Genomic DNA, 17,278 nt, shown 5'->3' on the forward strand with positions numbered 1-17,278 from the left:
GGGGGAGGAATTTTGCTATGCGGCGACACTCCTATCCCGTCACCCCGGCGCAGGGCCGGGGTGACGGATCTGGTGAGGACGGCGATCGAGCCTCATGGGCGCTCCCCGGATCGACCATCGCGGTTGTAGACGTCTGATTTCTTTCGGTTAATGTCCTTCGCAACGCGGCGCCCCGCCGCTGCATCCCCGCCGAGACACGCGCGGCTGGCTGGAGACGATCCCTGACTGATGCCGCGTCCGTGGTGATTTGCGTACCCGCGCGCAACGAGGAGCAAGCCCTGCCCGGCCTGCTCGCCGCGCTCGGCCGTCTCGATGCGGTGGGCGGGGCGACCGTGTGCCTGTATCTGGACGGGTGTGTCGACGGCAGCGAGACGGTGGTGCGGCACGCCGCCGCCAGCGCGCCGTTCGCGTTGCTGCTGCAGGTGGGGCCGGGCAGCACGGCATCCAACGCCGGCGTTGCGCGGCGCGCGGCGATGGCGATGGGACTGGCGCATCTGGCCGGCGCCGACGGCCTGCTGTTCACCACCGATGCCGACAGCCGGCCGCAGCGGGACTGGATCGCCGCCGGCCGTGCGGCGCTGGATCATGCCGATGTCGTCGCGGGCCGGATCGTCCGCCGCCACGGCGCACGCGACGGCGCGCAGACGCGGCTGGAGGGATATTACAACCGGCTGCACGCCTATCGGCGGCTGATCGACCCGGTGAGCTGGGAGGCGCACGACACGCATCATTTCAGCGGCGGCGCCAATCTGGCGGTCCGGGCGTCGGCGTATCGTGCGATCGGCGGCTTCCGCCCGCTGCCGTTCGCCGAGGATGCGACCCTGCTCGACGATGCGGCGCGGGCCGGTTTCCGGGTACGGCGCGATGGCGCGATGCTGGTCGAGACCTCGTCGCGCCGGCACGGGCGGGCGCCGCAGGGACTGGCCAGCGCGTTGCGCGCCGCGGATGTCGGCGAGGTGCCGCGCGTCGCGCATCCCGCGCAGATGGCGTGGCAGTGGCGCGAGCATGCCGCAATGCGCTTCGGCTTCCCGACGATCGATCATGGCAGGACCTGCGCCACTCTCGGTGCGCGGCTGGGGCTGAGCGACGACCATGTGCGCGGCGTCGCGCGCGATTGCCCCAATGCGGAGGCGTTCGCGATGCGGATCGTGCCGGCGGCGCCGGGGGCGGCCGATCTGGTGACGCTGGACGAAGCCGAGGATGCGCTGGCGCGGCTCGAGGCGAGCTGGTGCGAGGCGGCGGCATGATCGCCATGCAAGACGCGTTGCGTGCGGCGATCGCACGCGCGGGATGGGATCGCGACCCGCCCCGCGATCCGGAGACGGCGGAGGCGTATCTGGCGCTGCTCGCCACGCTCTACGCCACGGGTCGGCGCGACCTGCCGCTCGGGCGCCTGCTGGAGGGGCATGTCGACGCGGTGCAGATCGTCGGGCGCTACGGCACCGCCGCGCAGGTCGAGCGGCTGCATGCGGCGCTGGCGGCGGGCGCGATGCTCGGCGTTTGGAACGCAGGGCTGGCGGGCGAACCGCTGATCCTCGCCGACGGCCGGCTGAGCGGCGGCAAGAGCTATGCGTCGGGGGCGGGAGTGCTGACCCATGCGCTGGTGACCGCGCAGACGGACGACGGCAACCGCCTGCTGCTGGTCGATCTGGCGGCGGTGCCGCCGGCGATCGATCGCGACTGGTGGCGGATGACCGGCATGCAGCGGTCCGAGACGCATCAGGTGCGCTGGGCGGGCGCGGCGATCGACGCGGCGGCGACCATCGGTCATCCGGAGGATTACGTGCGCGAGCCGTTCTTCAGCGGCGGCGCGCTGCGCTTCGTCGCGGTCCACGCCGGCGGCGTCGCCGGCTTGTGCGACCGGACGCGCGACCATCTGGTCGCGACCGACCGTGCCGGCGATCCGTTCCAGGCGGCGCGTCTCGCCGATCTCTATGGCCTGGCGGAGGCGGCGGCGGGCGTCGTCCGCCGGGTCGCGGACGACTGGTTCGCTCCCGGCAACGACGCGCGGCTGATGCGGGTGGCGGCGGCGCGGCTGGCGGTCGCCGACGCGGCCGAACGCGCGATCGTGCTCGCGCAGCAGTCGGTCGGGCTCGCCGGCCATTTCCGCGACCACCCGCTGGCCGCGATGCTGACCGATCTGGCGGTCTATCTGCGCCAGCCGGCGCCGGATGCGCAGCGATTGCGGGTCGGTGCGGCGGTCGCGAGCGGAGCGCTCGTCCCATCGCTGTGAGGCTGAGTCCGGGCCGGCCGCGCCATGCCGTCGTGGTCGCGCCGCACCCCGATGACGAGATCATCGGCGCGGCGGCGCTGATCGCGACGCTGGCGCGGCGCGGCACGCGGGTGTCGGTGGTGATCGTCAGCGACGGCGCCGCCTCGCATCCCGGCAGCCGGCGCTGGCCGCGCGCGCGCCTGATCGCGGAACGCTATCAAGAGTCGCGGCGTGCGCTTCGTCGCCTCGGCGTGACGGCGGGGGCGGTGCGCTGTCTCGGCCTGCCGGACAGCGCGGTCGGGGCGCATCGCGTCCCCCTCGCGCGGGCGCTCCGCCGCCTCGTGCGGTCGGGCGTCGACCTCATCGTCGCGCCGGCCGCCGCCGACGCGCATCCCGACCATCGGGCGGTCGCCGCGGCGCTGCACCGGCTCGGCGGGCGGGCGCGACGGCTGTCCTATCAGGTGTGGCCGCCGCAATCGCCGCTGCGGCGCGGATCGCGCCTCGTCGCGATGCCCGGCGGCGCGGCGGCCAAGCGATCGCTGATCCGCGTCCATCGCACGCAGCTCGGCGCGATCGACGACGATCCGGCCGGCTTCACGATCGCGCGGCACGAACTCGACGCCTTCTCGCATCCCCTCGAAGCCTATCTGGAGGTGCGGCGATGACCGCGATCGATCTCGGCGGGTTCGCCGGCAAATTCGCCGGCGAAGACGATCCCTGGGGCACGTTCAGCAACCGCGACGAGGCGGTCAAGCGCCGTGCGATCCTGCACGCGCTGGGGCCCGGGCCGATCGGCCGGGTGCTGGAACTCGCCAGCGGCAACGGATCGAACAGCGCGGCGATCGCGCCGCGCGCCCTGCGTCTCGACGCGACCGAGGGAACGGCGGAGGGCACGCGGCTGACCGCGGCGGCGATCGCGCGCTATCCGCGGGCGCAGGCGTCCGCGCTCGCGCTGCCGGCGGCCTTCCCGCACGGTGTGTACGATGCCGTCGTGGTGGCGGAGCTGCTCTATTATCTGTCGGAGCGCGACATGGCGCGGGTCGCGGTCGACGTCGCGGCCGCGCTGCGGCGCGGCGGGCGGCTGGTGCTGGCGCACCACCGGATCGACTTCTACGATTTCGCCCAGCATGCGGACGGTATCCAGGCGCGTTTCCTCCGCCAGACCGGGCGGCACTGGCACGTCCGGCGCGTGCGCGCGCGACGCCGGTGGCAGGTCTGCGTCGCGACCTGCACGGGCTGAAGCCGACCGGCGGGGGGCTCAGCCGGTCGGCGCGACGCCCATCGGCTCGCCGAGGCGCACGGGTCGTTCGGGCTGCCAGCCATCGTCGAATGCGATCACGCCGCGCCCGAACAGCATCACGACGGTCGAGCCGAGCAGGAAGCGGCCCATCTCCTCGCCCTTGCGCAACACGATGTCCCGGCCGGCATAGTCCCATTGCGATGCGCCATGCGCGCGGCGCGGATTGACGACGCCGTGCCAGACGGTCGCCATGCTGCCGACGATGGTCGCGCCGACCAGCACCATGACGAACGGCCCGTGGTCCGGCGAGTCGAAGACGCACACCACCCGCTCGTTGCGCGCGAACAGATTGGGCACGCCGCGCGCGGTGGTCGGGTTCACCGAGAACAGCGTCCCCGGCACGTAGATCATCCGCAGCAGCGTGCCGTCGCAGGGCATGTGGATGCGGTGATAGTCTTTCGGGGAGAGGTACAGATTGGCGAAACTGCCATGGCGGAACCGCGCGGCCAGCGTCGCGTCGCCGCCGACCAGCTCGGTCGTGGTGAAGCGATGCCCCTTGGCCTGGACGATGTGATGATCGTCGATCGCGCCGAACTGGCTGATCGCGCCGTCGACCGGGCAGGCGAAATCGGCGCCGGTGATCGGCCGCGCCCCCGCCTTGAGCGGACGGGTGAAGAAAGCGTTGAAGCTCGCGTAGCTGCGGACGTCCGCATCCGCGGCCTCGCTCATGTCGACGGCATAGGTGCGCACGAACCAGCGGATCAGCCGGGTCGTCACCGGTCCGCCCTCCGCGCCGGCGATGCGCCCGGCGAGGGCGGTCAGGCGCTGCTTGGGCAGCATATGCTGGAGAAGGATCTTCACGCGATCGGACATCGGCACCTCGAAACGTCGGCCGCCCACCCTAGCGCGATACGGGGGAAGGTCGAAGGAAATGGACCGCGGACCCGCCCGAACGTGGCGGGGCGAACGCGTGCGATGTATATTGACCGAGCCCGTCCTTCCGGACCATCTGGCCGGCGATGACCAAGAGCAAGGGACGCACCGGCGCACATGCGCGCGCCAACATCCAGCCGCCGCCCACCGCCGCCGAGCTCGACGCGGCGAAGCGCGAGGTCGCGCAGATCGAGGGGCGTCTGGTCGGCCTCGCCGCCGGCCATCCTTCGGTGAAGACGTGGAAGGCGCGCCTGCGGACCGCGCAGGCCGTGATCGCCCGCGCGCCACGCGACGCTTAGGGCCGATCGACAGTCACCGGCGCCGCGTAATTCCTCCCCCGCCAGGGGGAGGTGGCATGCCGAAGGCACGACGGAGGGGGAGGTAAGCGACGACTTCGGTTCCGTGTCCTCCCCCTCCGTCACGGCTCCGCCGCGCCACCTCCCCCTGGCGGGGGAGGATTTGGATTGAACGGCCGTCCCACCCAGACGGAGACACGCCGGGGCCGGGCGCGCGCAAGCATAGCTAGTGCGGCACGAACAATTTTGGCCGCCCGGCGTGATGGTTTCTGCGCTATTCGCGGCGGCATGACCGATCTCGCCATCCTTTTCGAGCATCCGCAATGGTTTGCGCCGTTATTCGCCGCGCTGGACGCCCGCGGCGTGGCGTATCGCGCGATCCATGCCGACGGCTTCGCCTTCGATCCCGCGGCGACCGCGCCGCCGGCCCGCGTCGTGTTCAACCGTATCGCCATGTCGAGCTTCCTGCGCGAGCCGGAGCATCCGATCTTCCACGCGGCGGCGGCGCTGGCGCATTGGCAGGAGCGCGGCGCGCGCGTGCTGAACGGCGCCGGCGCGCTGGCGATCGACGCCTCCAAGGCGCGGCAATTGTCGCTGATCGCGGGGCTGGGCCTCGCCATTCCGGCGACCCGCGTCGTCCATCGCGCCGCCGATCTGTCCGCCGCCGCGGCGGCGCTGCGCTTCCCGATCGTCGTCAAGGCGAATATCGGCGGGTCGGGCGCCGGGATCGTCCGCTATGACGATGCCGATGCGCTCGCCGCGGCGGTCGCCGACGGCGCGGTGCCCGACAGCATCGATCGCGTCCTGCTGGTCCAGGAATATGTGCCGGCGCGCGGTGGCACGATCACACGGATCGAGACGCTCGGCGGCCGCTTCCTCTATGCGATCGAGGTCGACGGCGGCGGCAGCTTCGACCTGTGCCCCGCCGACGCCTGCGCGGTGCCCGGCCGCCCGACGATCACGATGACGCGGGTCGATCCCGATCCCGCGCTGATCGAGGCGGCGGAGGCGATCGTACGACGCGCCGGGATCGACGTCGGCGGGGTGGAGGTGCTGGTCGACGATCGCGACGGCGTCGCGCGCTTCTACGACATCAACGCCCTGTCCAATTTCGTCGCCAACCCGCTCGAGATACTCGGCTGGGACCCGCATGCGCGGCTCGTGGATTGGTTGGCCGGGATCATCGCGGAGACGAGCAAGTGAGATACGGATATTGGATGCCCGTCTTCGGCGGCTGGCTGCGCAACGTCCCCGACGAGGGCATGGCGGCGAGCTGGAACTATGCCAAGCGGCTGACCCAGGCGTCGGAGCGCTGGGGCTATGACCTCACCCTGATCGCGGAGCTCAACCTCAACGACATCAAAGGGATCGAGCAGCCCGCGCTCGACGCCTGGTCGACCGCGGCGGCGCTGGCGGCGGTCACCGAACGGATCGAGCTGATGGTCGCGGTCCGCCCCAATTTCCACCATCCGGCGCTGTTCGCCAAGGCCGCGGCGAATATCGACCAGATCGCCGGCGGCCGGCTGGCGCTCAACGTCGTGTCGAGCTGGTGGGCGGACGAGGCACGGCAATACGGATTGCAGTTCGACCAGCACGACGACCGTTATGCGCGCACCGACGAATGGCTGCGCGTCGTCGACGGACTGTGGACCGAGCCGCGGTTCAGCTTCGAGGGGCGGTTCTACCGGACGGAGAACGCGATCTGCGCGCCCAAGCCGGTCCGGCGGCCGGTCGTCTATGCCGGCGGCGAGAGCGAGGCAGCCAAGACGATGATCGCGGCGCGCTGCGACGCCTATGTCATGCACGGCGATCCCGTCGCGGCGGTCGCGCCGAAGATCGCCGACATGCGCGCGCGCCGCCAGCGTGCGGGCGGACCGCCGATGCAATTCGGGATGGCCGCCTATGCGATCGTCCGCGACAGCGAGGCGGAGGCGAAGCGCGAGCTGGAGCGGATCACCACCGTCACCGATTTGCCCGCGGGATATGACAATTTCGACCAATGGCTGTCGGGCACGCAGCTGGAGCGCGACTTGCAGGTCCAGGAATATTCGGTGTCCAACCGCGGGCTGCGGCCCAATCTGGTCGGCACGCCCGAACAGCTCAAGGAGCGGATCGCCGAATATGAGGCGGCGGGGCTCGACCTGCTGCTGCTCCAGATGAGCCCGCAGGCCGAGGAGATGGAGCGGTTCGCGGTGCAGGTGATGGGCACGGCGTGAGGCGCGATCGCCGCCGGCGGGGTCAGCGCCGCGCCGTCGCCAGATGGTGCAGCACGATCCCCGACGTCGTCGCGACGTTCAGCGAATCGAACCCTGCCGTCATCGCGATACGCAGGCTGCGCGCGCGAGAGAGGATGTCCGGCGACAGGCCCGGCCCCTCGGCGCCGAGCAGCATGGCGTTGCGCGGACCCGGCCGCCAGTCGGCGAGTTCCGTCGCTCCGGCGGGACTGAGCGCGACCGGGGCGAAGCCGTGGCGGTCGAGCAGCGCGAGCGCGTCCTCGTCGCGCGCCAGCCGGGCGGTGGGGACCAGCAGCGTCGCGCCGACCGACACCCGGATCGCCTTGCGGTACAGCGGGTCGCAGCACTCCGCGTCGAGCAGCACCGCCGCCGCCCCGAAAGCGGCGGCGTTGCGGAAGATGCCGCCGATATTGTCGTGGTTGGCGATGCCGGACAGCAGCAGGACGTCGCCGTCGCCGCGCTGGCGGGCGAGCAGCGCGTCGGCGTCGGGCACGTCGGTGCGCCGGCCGATCGCCAGGATGCCGCGGTGCATCGCGAAGCCGGCGATGGCGTCGAGCATCGGCTGCGCGGCGACGAACACCGGCACGTCGTCGCCAAGCTGTGCGACGAGCGGCCGCAGCGCGTCGAGCCGCTTCGCCGCGATCAGCAGGGAGAGCGGGCGGTGCAGCGCACTCCCGACCAGTTTCTCGACGACCACCTTGCCTTCCGCCACGAACAGCCCGGCCCGCCCGACGAGGTCGCGCTCGCGGATGTCGCGATAGGGTTCGATCCTGGGATCGTCGGGGTCGTGGATTTCGATGAGCATCGGCATGGACGGTTACCCGGCTACGAACGGGGCGGCTAGAGCATGTGGGCATCGGTGTTGGCCTCTTGCTCCGCAACTCACCCCGTCATCCCGGACTAGTTCCGGGGTCCACTCCGCGGCGAGGAGAAAGGCTTGAGACGGCACCGTTCTCCTGCGGCCCGGTGGACCCCGGAACAAGTCCGGGGTGACGGGTATGGTGAGGTCATCGATCGAACCTCGCGGCGAGAAAACGCAAAATACGTGCCCCCGGCAACGCGTTTCGCCGCCGCCCCATTGATCGGCGATGACGGCGGATGCATCACGCGCGCCATACCCTGTTGATCGGACCATCCATGCGCCTGTTTGCCGCCACTGCCACGATGATGTTGCTGTCGACGACGGCCTTCGCCCAGACCAATGCACCCGCCGCCGCATCCGCCGCTCTGCCCGCGACCAACCCGTTCGCGCAGGCGAGCACGCGGCCGTTCGAGGCGCCGCCGTTCGACCGGATCAAGAGTACCGACTATGCGCCGGCCCTGCTCGCCGGCATGGCCGCGCAGCGGGCGGAGATCAACGCGATCACCCGCGCCCGCAGCGCCCCCACGTTCGAGAACACGATCGCCGCGATGGAGCGGTCGGGTCGCCTGCTCGAGCGCGCGAGCCTCGCTTTCTCGGGCGTGGTCGGCGCCAATACCGACGACACGCTCCAGAAGACCCAGGCCGACCTCGCGCCCGCCTTCGCCGCGCATCAGGACGCGATCAACCTCGACCCGGCATTGTTCGCGCGCGTCAAGACGATCTACGACCAGCGCCAGTCGCTCCGCCTCGACGCGGAGCAGCTGCAGGTCCTCACGCTCACCTATCAGAACATGGTCCGCGCCGGTGCGCAGCTGTCGCCGGCCGACAAGCTGACGCTCAGCCGCTACAACAGCCAGCTCTCGACGCTGGAGACCGCGTTCCAGCAGAAGCTGCTCGCCGCCGCCAAGGCGGGCGCCTTGGTGGTCGACGACAAGGCGAAGCTCGCCGGCCTGTCCGACGGCGAGATCGCCGCCGCGGCCGACGCCGCCAAGGCGCGCGGGCTGGCGGGCAAATACGTGCTGACGCTCCAGAACACGACGCAGCAGCCCGAACTCGCCACGCTGACGGATCGCGCGACGCGCGAGGCGCTGTTCAACGCGAGCTGGACCCGGGCGGCGAAGGGCGACGCCAACGACACGCGCGACACGATCGCGCAGATCGCGCTGCTGCGCGCGCAGAAGGCAAAGCTGCTCGGCTTCCCGACCTGGGCCGATTACGTGCTGCAGGACCAGATGGCGAAGACGCCGAAGACCGCGCTCGGCTTCATGCAGCAGCTCGGTACGCCGGTGGCCGCCGAGCAGCGCCGCGAGGCGGCCGAATTGCAGGCGCAGATCAAGGCGACCGGCGGCAACTTCGCGCTCAAGCCGTGGGACTGGGACTTCTATTCCGAACAGGTCCGCAAGGCAAAATACGATCTCAACCAGGACCAGCTGAAGCCCTATTTCGAGATCAACAAGGTGCTGACCGACGGCGTCTTCTACGCCGCCAACCAGCTGTACGGCCTGACCTTCAAGCGCCGCACCGACATTCCGGTCTATCAGCCCGACGTCATGGTCTACGAAGTCGACGAGGCCGACGGCACGCCGGTCGGCCTGATGTATTTCGATTATTGGAAGCGCGACAACAAGAACGGCGGCGCGTGGATGTCGAACTTCGTCAACCAGTCGAAGCTGCTGGGGACGAAGCCGGTCATCTACAACGTCGGCAATTTCACCAAGCCCTCGGCGGGGCAGCCGGCGCTGATCAGCTTCGACGACGTGACGACGATGTTCCACGAATTCGGCCATGCGCTGCACGGCCTGTTCGCCAACCAGACCTATCCCAGCGTCTCGGGCACCAACACCGCGCGCGACTTCGTCGAATTCCCGTCGCAGTTCAATGAACATTGGGCGCTCGATCCCAAGGTGCTGCCGCATTATGCGGTCGATTACCGCAGCGGACAGGTCATTCCGCAGGCGCTGGTCGACAAGATCAAGCGCGCCGGCACGTTCAACTCGGGCTATTCGTTCGGCGAGGCGCTCGCCGCGGCGGAGATGGACATGAGCTGGCATTCGCTGACCGCGGCACAGGGCAAGCAGAACCCCGATGCGTTCGAGACGCAGGCGCTCGCCGCCACCGGTCTCGACGTCGCCGACGTGCCGCCGCGCTATCGCTCGAGCTATTTCCTCCACATCTGGGGCAACGGCTATTCGGCGGGCTATTACGCCTATAGCTGGACCAAGATGCTGAGCGCGAACGCGTTCAACTGGTTCGAGCAGCACGGCGGGATGACGCGCGCCAACGGCCAGCGCTTCCGCGACCTGATCCTGTCGAAGGGCCATACCGAGGATTACGCGCCGATGTTCCGCACCTTCAACGGTGCCGACCCGCAGGTCGGGCCGCTGCTGAACGATCTCGGCCTCAACGCCGACGGTTCGCGCATCGCGGTGGACACGGCGACGCCGCCGGTCAGCGACGGCACGGTGCCGGCCGCCCCGTCCGCCAAGCCCGCGACGGGCAAGACGGGGGGCTGAGCCCGGCGCCACGACCATCGCGGGGAGGGGCGCTGCCTATCGCGCGCTGGTCGCCGGTCCCACCGGCAGCCAGCGTTCGGGCAGGGTCACCGTGACCCGCTGCTTGATATCGGCTGCCGAGGTCGCGAGCATCACCGTGTAGCGGCCGGGCGCGACATGCCATTGGTGTCGCGTCTCGTCCCAGGTGGCGAGCAGCCGCGGGTCGACCGTCACGGTGCGCTGCTCCGACCGTCCGGGACGCAACGCCGCCTTGGCATAGCCCGCCAGTCGCTTGGGCGCTTCCCAAGTGCCGTCGGGCGACGCGACATAGACCTGCCCCAGCGCCTGACCGGGGATCGTGCCGGTGTTGCGCAGCGTGAAGCCGACCTGAAGGTCACCCGCGACGGTGCGCGCGGTGAGCCCGCCGTGGTCGAAGCGCCCGTAACTGAGCCCGAAGCCGAACGGGAACAGCGGACGCGCGCCGGTCCGGTCGATCCATTTATAGCCGACCGCCGCTCCCTCGGCGTAGCGGACGCCGAAGATCTGTTTGTCGGGCAGGCCCTTGCCGGCGATCGTCGGCCGCGGATACTGGTCCGGCGTCGCCGGGAAGGTGATCGGCAGATGGCCCGACGGGTTGACCGCGCCCGACAGGATGCGAGCGATCGCGGGGCCGCCGCGGCTGCCGGGATACCAGCTTTCGACGACGCCGCGCACGTCGGCGATCCACGGCATGGCGACCGCGCCGCCGGTTTCCAGCACGACGATCGTGTTGCGATTGGCCTTGGCGACCGCGCCGATCAGCCCATCCTGATCGTCGGGCAGCGACAGCGGGAAATCGAGCGATTCGGCGGTCCATTGCGTCGCGAACACGATCACTACGTCGGCGTTCCTGGCCTTTGCGGCGCTGGCGGCCGGGTCGGTGCCCGGGTCGTAATCGACCGTCGCGTCGGGGCGTTCGGCCTTGATCGCCGCGAGCGGCGACGATTTGTCGTAGACGATCGGCCCCGGCCACGATTTGGGGCCGAGCCCGCGCACCGCATTGCCGCCGGGGGCATAGACCTGCGCCGACCCGCCGCCCGACAGCACCCCGACGTCGGCATGGCCGCCGACGACGAGGATGCGCTTCGCCGCGCGCGTCAACGGCAAGATGCCGCCCTCGTTCTTGAGCAGGACGATGCCATTCTCCGCCGCGGTCTGCGCGACGACCGCATGCGCGGCGAAATCGATCGGGCCGGGCGTCACGGGATCGTCGACCGCGCCGCTGACGATCAGCGCACGCGCGATCCGGCGGACCTTGTCGTCGAACGCCGCGATCGGCACCTTGCCGCTCGCGATCGCCGCCTTCAGCTTGTCGCGCCAGACGTAATTGTCCTTGTTGGACACGCCGGTTTCCTGATCGAGCCCGCCCAGCGCATTCTCGACCGTGTCGTGCTGCGCGCCCCAGTCGGACATCACATAGCCCTTATACCCCCAATCGCCCTTCAGCACGCGGTTGAGCAGCCAGTCGTTCTGGCAGGCGTGCTTGCCGTTGACGAGATTGTACGAGCACATCACCGAGCCGGGATCGCCGCGCTCGATCGCGATCTGGAAGGCGAGCAGGTCCGAGGTGCGGGCGGCGCCTTCGTCGATCGCGACGTCGACGGTGCTGCGTCCGGTCTCCTGGTCGTTGAGCGCGAAATGCTTGACCGTCGTGACGATCCGGTTCGACTGGATACCCTTCATGAACGCGCCGACCATCGTCCCCGCCAGCCACGGGTCCTCGCCGCCATATTCGAAATTGCGGCCGTTGCCGGGCTCGCGGGCGAGGTTGACGCCGCCGGCGAGCTGCACGTTGAAGCCGGACGCGCGCGCTTCGGCGCCGACCATCCTGCCGCCCGCCATCGCCACCGCCGGGTCCCACGTCGCCGCGCTGAGGATGCCCGACGGCAAAGCGGTGCGCTCCAGGGCCGGGGGCGCTTCGCCCTGCGTCGCGACGCCGCTGCCCGCATCTGCCTGCCATTGCGGCGTGAACCCCAGCCGGGGGACGCCCGGCACGAAGCCCGCCGATTGCGGTCGCGCCTGCGGATCGCGGAAGCTGTTCCAATCCTGCTGGGTGCCGAAGAAGCCCGTCACGACCGCGAGTTTCTCGTCCTCGGTCATCGCCTGGACCAGCAGCTCGGCGCGTCGGTCCGCGGACAGCGTCTTGTCCTGCCATGCGCTGGCCGCGACCGGCGCCGCAGCGGTGACGGGGCCGGAGGGGCCGGCGAGGGCGCCGACCAGCATTGTCGTGGCGAGTAGCAAAGCGCGCATGGTCGAAGCCTCCGAGTCGATACCGCGTCCGACGCGAACGGTCCGACCGCCACGGGTATTCCGGACTATCGGCCACCGCGTCAAACCCCTTGCAGTCGTAGGCGCAGCGCCGGGCGGAAGGCCGTCGTCGGCGAAAAATCGAGGGTAGCCAAATGTTTGTATGCCGATCGCGACCCCGATAAGCTGCCGTTGCCGCCGCCGTGACGACGGCAGCGGATCGGTGCGGACTGCATAAGGGAGCAAGACAATGCCGACGATCATCACCACGGACGGGACGGAGATCTTCTACAAGGACTGGGGGCCGCGCGACGCGCAGGTCGTCATGTTCCATCATGGCTGGCCGCTGAGTTCGGACGATTGGGACGGGCAGATGATGGCCTTCGTCGCCAAGGGCTATCGCGTCGTCGCCCACGACCGCCGCGGCCATGGCCGATCGAGCCAAGCGGCGACCGGCCACGACATGGATGGCTATGTCGCCGACGTCGTCGCGCTCACCGACGCGCTCGACCTGCGCGGCGCCGTTCACATCGGCCATTCGACCGGTGGCGGCGAAGTGGCGCGCTACGTCGCCCGCGCCAAGCCGGGGCGGGTCGCCAAGGCGGTGCTGATCAGCGCGGTTGCGCCGATCATGATCCAGAGCGATGCCAATCCCGACGGCGTGCCGCTGTCGGTGTTCGACGAGATCCGCGAACAGACCGCGACCAATCGCGCGCAATATTTCTACGACTTCACGCTGCCGTTCTTCGGCTACAATCGCGACGGCGCGGAGGTGAAGGAAGGCGTGCGGCGCAATTGGTGGCGGCAGGGCATGACCGGCAGCGTGCTTGCCCATACGCTCGGCATCAAGGCCTTCTCGGAAACCGACTTCACCGAAGATCTCAAGGCGATCACGGTGCCGACGCTGGTGCTGCACGGCGAGGACGACCAGATCGTGCCGTTCGCCATCACCGGCAGGAAATCGGCGGAGATCGTGCCGGGCGCCAGGCTCATCTCCTATCCCGGCTATCCGCACGGCATGCCGACGACGCACGCCGACCGGATCAACGCCGATCTGCTCGCCTTCGTCGAGGGCTGAGCCGCCACGGGCGGCGGCGGGTCCGGTGTCGCGACGCCGGACCTGCCGCATGCGAAGCCGATGCACCAGATTAGGACTTCGTTAACCCTAGACTGTTCCGACCTTCTCCGCAGGGATCGTCTATCGATCCGGCCAGGAGGCGGATCATGGCGCAGATTACGGCGGCGACCCTGTGGATGATATTGACCGGCGGCTTCGCGGCGTCGGTTCCGATCGCGCTGCTGCGGCGCGATGGCTCCGCGGCGCTCGCCATGGCGGTGGGCGGATTGCTCGCCGGCCACCTATCGCATCTTCCGGCGCCGATGCTGGCCTGGGCATCGATCGCGGTGGCGGTCGGGCTGGCGGCGGCGCTCGCCGGCTGCATCCTCAACGCCGCCTTCGGCGGTCGCTCCGCCTACGCGCTGGGGCTGGTGCTGACCGCGACGACGCTGGGCGCGATCGCCTCGGCACCCGCCACCGCGTCGCACGATCGCGTCAGCGGGCCGGCGGCGGGCATCGCCCTGAGCGCCGCGCTGACGACGCTGGCCATCGGGTGACGGCACGCCTTTAGTCGTAAAACGCACTTTTATATTTGACGTTGCGCTTTCGGATCGTCATGAAAATCAAGCCGTTAGGCATCCTCCCCAACAGGATTACTGGGGCCGCTCCGGCGGCCCCCTTTTATGTCCGGCCCCCTTTTAGGTCCGGCGGCGCGTCACTGGGTGTGCAGCACGCCGCTGAACGCCGCATCCTCCAGCGCGCGCCCGGCGCCGAGCGCGACGCACATCAGCGGCGCTTCGGCGACGATCACCGGCAGCCCGGTCGAGCGGCTGAGCACCTCGTCCAGCCGGCGCAGCAACGCCCCGCCGCCGGTCATCACGATACCCTGTTCGACGATATCGGCGGCGAGTTCCGGCTCGACCTGTTCGAGCGTCTTCATCACCACCTCGACGATCTGCGCGACGAGATCGGCGAGCGCATCGGCGATCTCGGTCTGGCTGATGCTGATCTCCTTGGGGATGCCGTTCATCAGGTCGCGCCCGCGCACGCGCATGTCCGGCTCCGGCTCGCCCGTCGGCCGGCTGGCGGCACCGATCTGCTGCTTGATCCGCTCCGCGGTCGCCTCGCCGATCATCAGATTGTGCTTGCGGCGGATGTGCGAGGCGATCGCCTCGTCGAGCTTGTCGCCGCCGACGCGCACCGAATTGCTGTAGGCGAGGCCGCCGAGCGAGAGCACCGCCACCTCGGTGGTGCCGCCGCCGATGTCGACGACCATGAACCCGATCGGTGCGGTGATCGGCAGCCCGGCGCCGATCGCGGCGGCGAGCGATTCCTCGATCAGCAGCACCTTCGATGCGCCGGCGCTGGTCGCCGCCTGGCGGATCGCGCGCCGCTCGACCTGCGTCGATCCCGCCGGCACGCAGATCACCATCTTGGGATTGCGCTGTAATCGGCCGGCGTCGCCATGCACCTTCTTGATGAAGTGCTTGATCATCTGCTCGGCGACGTCGATGTCGGCGATGACGCCGTCGCGTAACGGCCGGATCGTCTCGACGCCTTGCGGCGTCTTGCCCATCATCAGCTTGGCGTCGGCACCGACCGCGAGCACCTTGGGGATGCCGTCGCGCGTCTCGATCGCAACGACGGAGGGTTCGTCCAGCACGATGCCGCGGCCGGCGACGAACACCAACGTGTTCACGGTGCCGAGGTCGATCGCCATGTCATGCGAGGCAAGACCGAAATTGAGGGACAGTCGCAGCGCAGCCTACCTTGTTGGGAGTGGCACCGGCCGTCGGCCGATGCGAAGGCCCCGCGCATTGGCGCTTTGCCGGGCAGCGTCAACCGGCGTGCGTCCACCGGCCTGTCCCGGCGGACGGACGGTTTGCGGGGCGGATGGCGGGGCGGCGGGCTTGCTTGCGGCCGGCGGGGGCCGGGCCTACATCGGCGACGGCGTGGCTATCCCCTTGATCTCTCTTGCGATGCTGCCGGCGTACGGCCTCGGGGCCGGCGCAGGCCGGTCGTGATGCGCGACCTGTTCGACCGGCCGCTGCTGCCCGGGCTGCGCAGCGAGGAGGGGTTCGTCACCGCCGACGACGAACGCGCGCTGATCGCGGCAATTGATGCGCTCGCGCTGACGCCGTTTCAATTCCAGGGCTGGACCGGCAAGCGGCTGACCCACAGTTTCGGGCTGCATTACGATTTCGAGCGCGGGTCGCTCGCACCGGCGGCGCCGATGCCGGCATGGCTGGCGGCGATCCGTGCGCGGGCCGAGGCGTTCGCCGGGGTCGCCTCGGGGAGCTTCGTGCAGGCGCTGCTGATCCGCTACGATCCCGGCGCGGGGATCGGCTGGCATCGCGACCGTCCGCATTTCGATCACGTCGTCGGCATCTCGCTGGGCGCGGCGGCGGCGATGCGCTTCCGCCGCCGGACGGGCGAGCGGTTCGCGCGGGTCGCCGCACCGCTGCCGCCGCGCGGCATCTACCACCTCCACGGCGAGGCGCGCCACGACTGGGAGCATAGCATCGCCGCGATGACCGAGACGCGCTGGTCGATCACGCTGCGCAGCCTGTCCGAGCGCGGACGCCGGATGCTCGCCGCCGGGGATGGCGCGTGACGACCCCCGATTTCGTCGTGATCGACGTCGAGACCGCCTGTTCGCGGGTGAGCAGCATCTGCCAGATCGGCATCGTCGGCTTCCGCGACGGCCGCGAGGTCTTCGCCTATGAGACCTTGCTCGATCCGTGCGACGATTTCCACGCGATGAACACGCGCATCCACGGCATCGCCGCGCATCACGTGATCGGCCAGCCGACCTTCGCGCACGTCCACGCCGACATCGACCGCCATCTGACCGGCCGCGTCACCGTCGCCCATTCCTATTTCGACAAGGGCGCACTCGCCGCGGCGTGCCGCGTCCATGACCGGGCGATGATCGAGACGGTCTGGCTGGACAGCGTGCGGGTCGCCAAACGCGCCTGGCCCGATCTGCCCAACCACAAGCTCGGCGGCCTCGCGCGCTATCTCGGCATCACCCACCGCCACCATGACGCGCTGAGCGACGCGCGCGCCGCCGGCTGGGTGATCGTCAAGGCGATCGACCATACCGGCCTGTCGCTCGCCGACTGGCTGGCCCCGCCGCGCAAGCCGCAGCCGCCGCCCCGCGCCGCGCCGGCGGGGCCGCTGAAGGGCGAGCGGATCGTCGTCGTCGGCGAGGCGCGCGACGGGGCAATCGCGCAGGCGCTCGCCGCGCAGGGCGGCACGATCATGTCGGCGGTCGGGCTGACGACGACGATGGTGGTCGTCGCCGATCATCTGCCCGATGCGCGCGCGCCGCGCGCGAGCGCCGAGATGGACAAGGCCGCGGCGGCCCGCCGGGCCGGCCGGGCGATCCGGATCGTGTCGGCGCGGACGCCGGGCCTGCTCGACGACGATGCCGGGGCCATTGTTGGCGGCTGAGGGGTTGAGCCGTGAACGACGGGGCGCTTCCGCGCTCCCGAACCGCGAAGGACGTCTCATGGTAAAATCGATCTCCGGCATCGTAAGCGCGATCAACACCGCCGTCGGCAAGGCCAAGCAGAATGCCGACGATCCGTCGCTGCACGAAGAGGGCGCCGAACAGGAAGCGCGCGGCACCAAGCAGCAGGCCGACGCCAGGAAGAAGTAGGC

General features: G+C 70.1%; 17 protein-coding genes. 13 read left to right on the forward strand and 4 right to left on the reverse strand.

The annotated features are described in order from the left end of the window. Positions 1-239: 239 nt before the first annotated feature. From MC45_RS19050 to MC45_RS16785, 4 genes are read left to right on the forward strand one after another with little or no spacing between them, the layout of a single operon-like run. A complete protein-coding gene (locus MC45_RS19050; RefSeq protein WP_169742558.1) occupies positions 240-1,247 on the forward strand; it encodes a glycosyltransferase family 2 protein in 1,008 nt (335 codons plus the stop codon). Next, on the forward strand, positions 1,244-2,233 hold the full coding sequence (locus MC45_RS16775) for an acyl-CoA dehydrogenase family protein (protein ID WP_179944550.1): 990 nt from the start codon (positions 1,244-1,246) through the stop codon (positions 2,231-2,233). Before MC45_RS19050 ends, MC45_RS16775 begins: the two co-directional genes overlap by 4 nt. Then, positions 2,230-2,877, forward strand: a complete 648-nt coding sequence (locus MC45_RS16780; protein ID WP_038665612.1) for a PIG-L deacetylase family protein — start codon at positions 2,230-2,232, stop codon at positions 2,875-2,877. Before MC45_RS16775 ends, MC45_RS16780 begins: the two co-directional genes overlap by 4 nt. Continuing rightward, a complete protein-coding gene (locus tag MC45_RS16785) occupies positions 2,874-3,452 on the forward strand; it encodes a class I SAM-dependent methyltransferase (protein WP_038665615.1) in 579 nt (192 codons plus the stop codon). Before MC45_RS16780 ends, MC45_RS16785 begins: the two co-directional genes overlap by 4 nt. An 18-nt stretch (positions 3,453-3,470) precedes the next feature. Here MC45_RS16785 and asd read toward each other — a convergent pair whose 3' ends face one another. Beyond that, positions 3,471-4,313: an archaetidylserine decarboxylase gene (gene asd, locus MC45_RS16790; RefSeq protein WP_342666997.1), complete on the reverse strand. Its 843-nt coding sequence runs from the start codon at positions 4,311-4,313 to the stop codon at positions 3,471-3,473. Positions 4,314-4,471: 158 nt separating this feature from the next. Here asd and MC45_RS16795 point away from each other — a divergent pair, with 158 nt between their 5' ends. The 3 genes from MC45_RS16795 to MC45_RS16805 all read left to right on the forward strand — a co-directional run bounded on the left by MC45_RS16795 (position 4,472) and on the right by MC45_RS16805 (position 6,897). Beyond that, positions 4,472-4,684 carry a hypothetical protein gene (locus tag MC45_RS16795; RefSeq protein WP_038665618.1) on the forward strand — a complete coding sequence of 71 codons (213 nt, stop codon included), beginning with the start codon at positions 4,472-4,474 and terminating at the stop codon, positions 4,682-4,684. Positions 4,685-4,969: 285 nt separating this feature from the next. Further along, positions 4,970-5,884, forward strand: a complete 915-nt coding sequence (locus tag MC45_RS16800) for an ATP-grasp domain-containing protein (RefSeq protein WP_038665621.1) — start codon at positions 4,970-4,972, stop codon at positions 5,882-5,884. A 14-nt stretch (positions 5,885-5,898) separates the two neighbouring features. Then, positions 5,899-6,897 carry an LLM class flavin-dependent oxidoreductase gene (locus MC45_RS16805; RefSeq protein WP_245640761.1) on the forward strand — a complete coding sequence of 333 codons (999 nt, stop codon included), beginning with the start codon at positions 5,899-5,901 and terminating at the stop codon, positions 6,895-6,897. Between the two features lie 22 nt (positions 6,898-6,919). Here the strand turns inward: MC45_RS16805 and MC45_RS16810 are convergent, their stop codons facing one another. Next, on the reverse strand, positions 6,920-7,726 hold the full coding sequence (locus MC45_RS16810; protein WP_038665627.1) for a TrmH family RNA methyltransferase: 807 nt from the start codon (positions 7,724-7,726) through the stop codon (positions 6,920-6,922). Positions 7,727-8,052: 326 nt separating this feature from the next. On the opposite strand from MC45_RS16810, the gene MC45_RS16815 reads away from it, so the two are divergent. Continuing rightward, a complete protein-coding gene (locus MC45_RS16815; protein ID WP_038667798.1) occupies positions 8,053-10,290 on the forward strand; it encodes a M3 family metallopeptidase in 2,238 nt (745 codons plus the stop codon). A 36-nt stretch (positions 10,291-10,326) separates the two neighbouring features. Here MC45_RS16815 and MC45_RS16820 read toward each other — a convergent pair whose 3' ends face one another. Then, a complete protein-coding gene (locus MC45_RS16820) occupies positions 10,327-12,558 on the reverse strand; it encodes a beta-glucosidase (protein WP_038665629.1) in 2,232 nt (743 codons plus the stop codon). Between the two features lie 247 nt (positions 12,559-12,805). On the opposite strand from MC45_RS16820, the gene MC45_RS16825 reads away from it, so the two are divergent. Together MC45_RS16825 and MC45_RS16830 are read left to right on the forward strand one after the other, a co-directional pair. Then, the gene (locus MC45_RS16825; protein ID WP_038665632.1) at positions 12,806-13,633 is read left to right on the forward strand and encodes an alpha/beta fold hydrolase; all 828 of its coding nucleotides are present in this window, start codon (positions 12,806-12,808) and stop codon (positions 13,631-13,633) included. A 146-nt stretch (positions 13,634-13,779) separates the two neighbouring features. After that, positions 13,780-14,169 carry a hypothetical protein gene (locus MC45_RS16830; RefSeq protein WP_038665635.1) on the forward strand — a complete coding sequence of 130 codons (390 nt, stop codon included), beginning with the start codon at positions 13,780-13,782 and terminating at the stop codon, positions 14,167-14,169. 158 nt (positions 14,170-14,327) lie between these two features. Here MC45_RS16830 and MC45_RS16835 read toward each other — a convergent pair whose 3' ends face one another. Next, positions 14,328-15,371: a rod shape-determining protein gene (locus MC45_RS16835; RefSeq protein WP_038665638.1), complete on the reverse strand. Its 1,044-nt coding sequence runs from the start codon at positions 15,369-15,371 to the stop codon at positions 14,328-14,330. Positions 15,372-15,635: 264 nt separating this feature from the next. Here MC45_RS16835 and MC45_RS16840 point away from each other — a divergent pair, with 264 nt between their 5' ends. The 3 genes from MC45_RS16840 to MC45_RS19405 are packed head-to-tail and all read left to right on the forward strand — an operon-like array spanning position 15,636 to position 17,276. Further along, a complete protein-coding gene (locus tag MC45_RS16840; RefSeq protein ID WP_038665641.1) occupies positions 15,636-16,226 on the forward strand; it encodes an alpha-ketoglutarate-dependent dioxygenase AlkB in 591 nt (196 codons plus the stop codon). Then, complete coding sequence (locus tag MC45_RS16845) at positions 16,223-17,068, forward strand: exonuclease domain-containing protein (protein WP_038665643.1); 846 nt, start codon at positions 16,223-16,225, stop codon at positions 17,066-17,068. Before MC45_RS16840 ends, MC45_RS16845 begins: the two co-directional genes overlap by 4 nt. A gap of 58 nt (positions 17,069-17,126) precedes the next feature. Further along, a complete protein-coding gene (locus tag MC45_RS19405) occupies positions 17,127-17,276 on the forward strand; it encodes a CsbD family protein (RefSeq protein ID WP_156143866.1) in 150 nt (49 codons plus the stop codon). The last annotated feature ends 2 nt before the right edge of the window (positions 17,277-17,278 follow it).

It is taken from the genome of Sphingomonas taxi (assembly GCF_000764535.1).
In the GTDB taxonomy this organism is placed as follows: Bacteria; Pseudomonadota; Alphaproteobacteria; order Sphingomonadales; family Sphingomonadaceae; genus Sphingomonas; species Sphingomonas taxi.

Bases quoted from the DNA above. Each gene is read 5' to 3' on its own strand.
- MC45_RS16820 (WP_038665629.1), bottom strand. From the start codon at position 12,558: ATGCGCGCTTTGCTACTCGCCACGACAATGCTGGTCGGCGCCCTCGCC.
- MC45_RS16810 (WP_038665627.1), bottom strand. From the start codon at position 7,726: ATGCCGATGCTCATCGAAATCCACGACCCCGACGATCCCAGGATCGAA.
- MC45_RS16795 (WP_038665618.1), top strand. From the start codon at position 4,472: ATGACCAAGAGCAAGGGACGCACCGGCGCACATGCGCGCGCCAACATC.
- MC45_RS16830 (WP_038665635.1), top strand. From the start codon at position 13,780: ATGGCGCAGATTACGGCGGCGACCCTGTGGATGATATTGACCGGCGGC.
- MC45_RS19405 (WP_156143866.1), top strand. From the start codon at position 17,127: ATGGTAAAATCGATCTCCGGCATCGTAAGCGCGATCAACACCGCCGTC.
- MC45_RS16785 (WP_038665615.1), top strand. From the start codon at position 2,874: ATGACCGCGATCGATCTCGGCGGGTTCGCCGGCAAATTCGCCGGCGAA.
- MC45_RS16775 (WP_179944550.1), top strand. From the start codon at position 1,244: ATGATCGCCATGCAAGACGCGTTGCGTGCGGCGATCGCACGCGCGGGA.
- MC45_RS16840 (WP_038665641.1), top strand. From the start codon at position 15,636: ATGCGCGACCTGTTCGACCGGCCGCTGCTGCCCGGGCTGCGCAGCGAG.
- MC45_RS16815 (WP_038667798.1), top strand. From the start codon at position 8,053: ATGCGCCTGTTTGCCGCCACTGCCACGATGATGTTGCTGTCGACGACG.
- MC45_RS16800 (WP_038665621.1), top strand. From the start codon at position 4,970: ATGACCGATCTCGCCATCCTTTTCGAGCATCCGCAATGGTTTGCGCCG.
- MC45_RS16825 (WP_038665632.1), top strand. From the start codon at position 12,806: ATGCCGACGATCATCACCACGGACGGGACGGAGATCTTCTACAAGGAC.
- MC45_RS16805 (WP_245640761.1), top strand. From the start codon at position 5,899: ATGCCCGTCTTCGGCGGCTGGCTGCGCAACGTCCCCGACGAGGGCATG.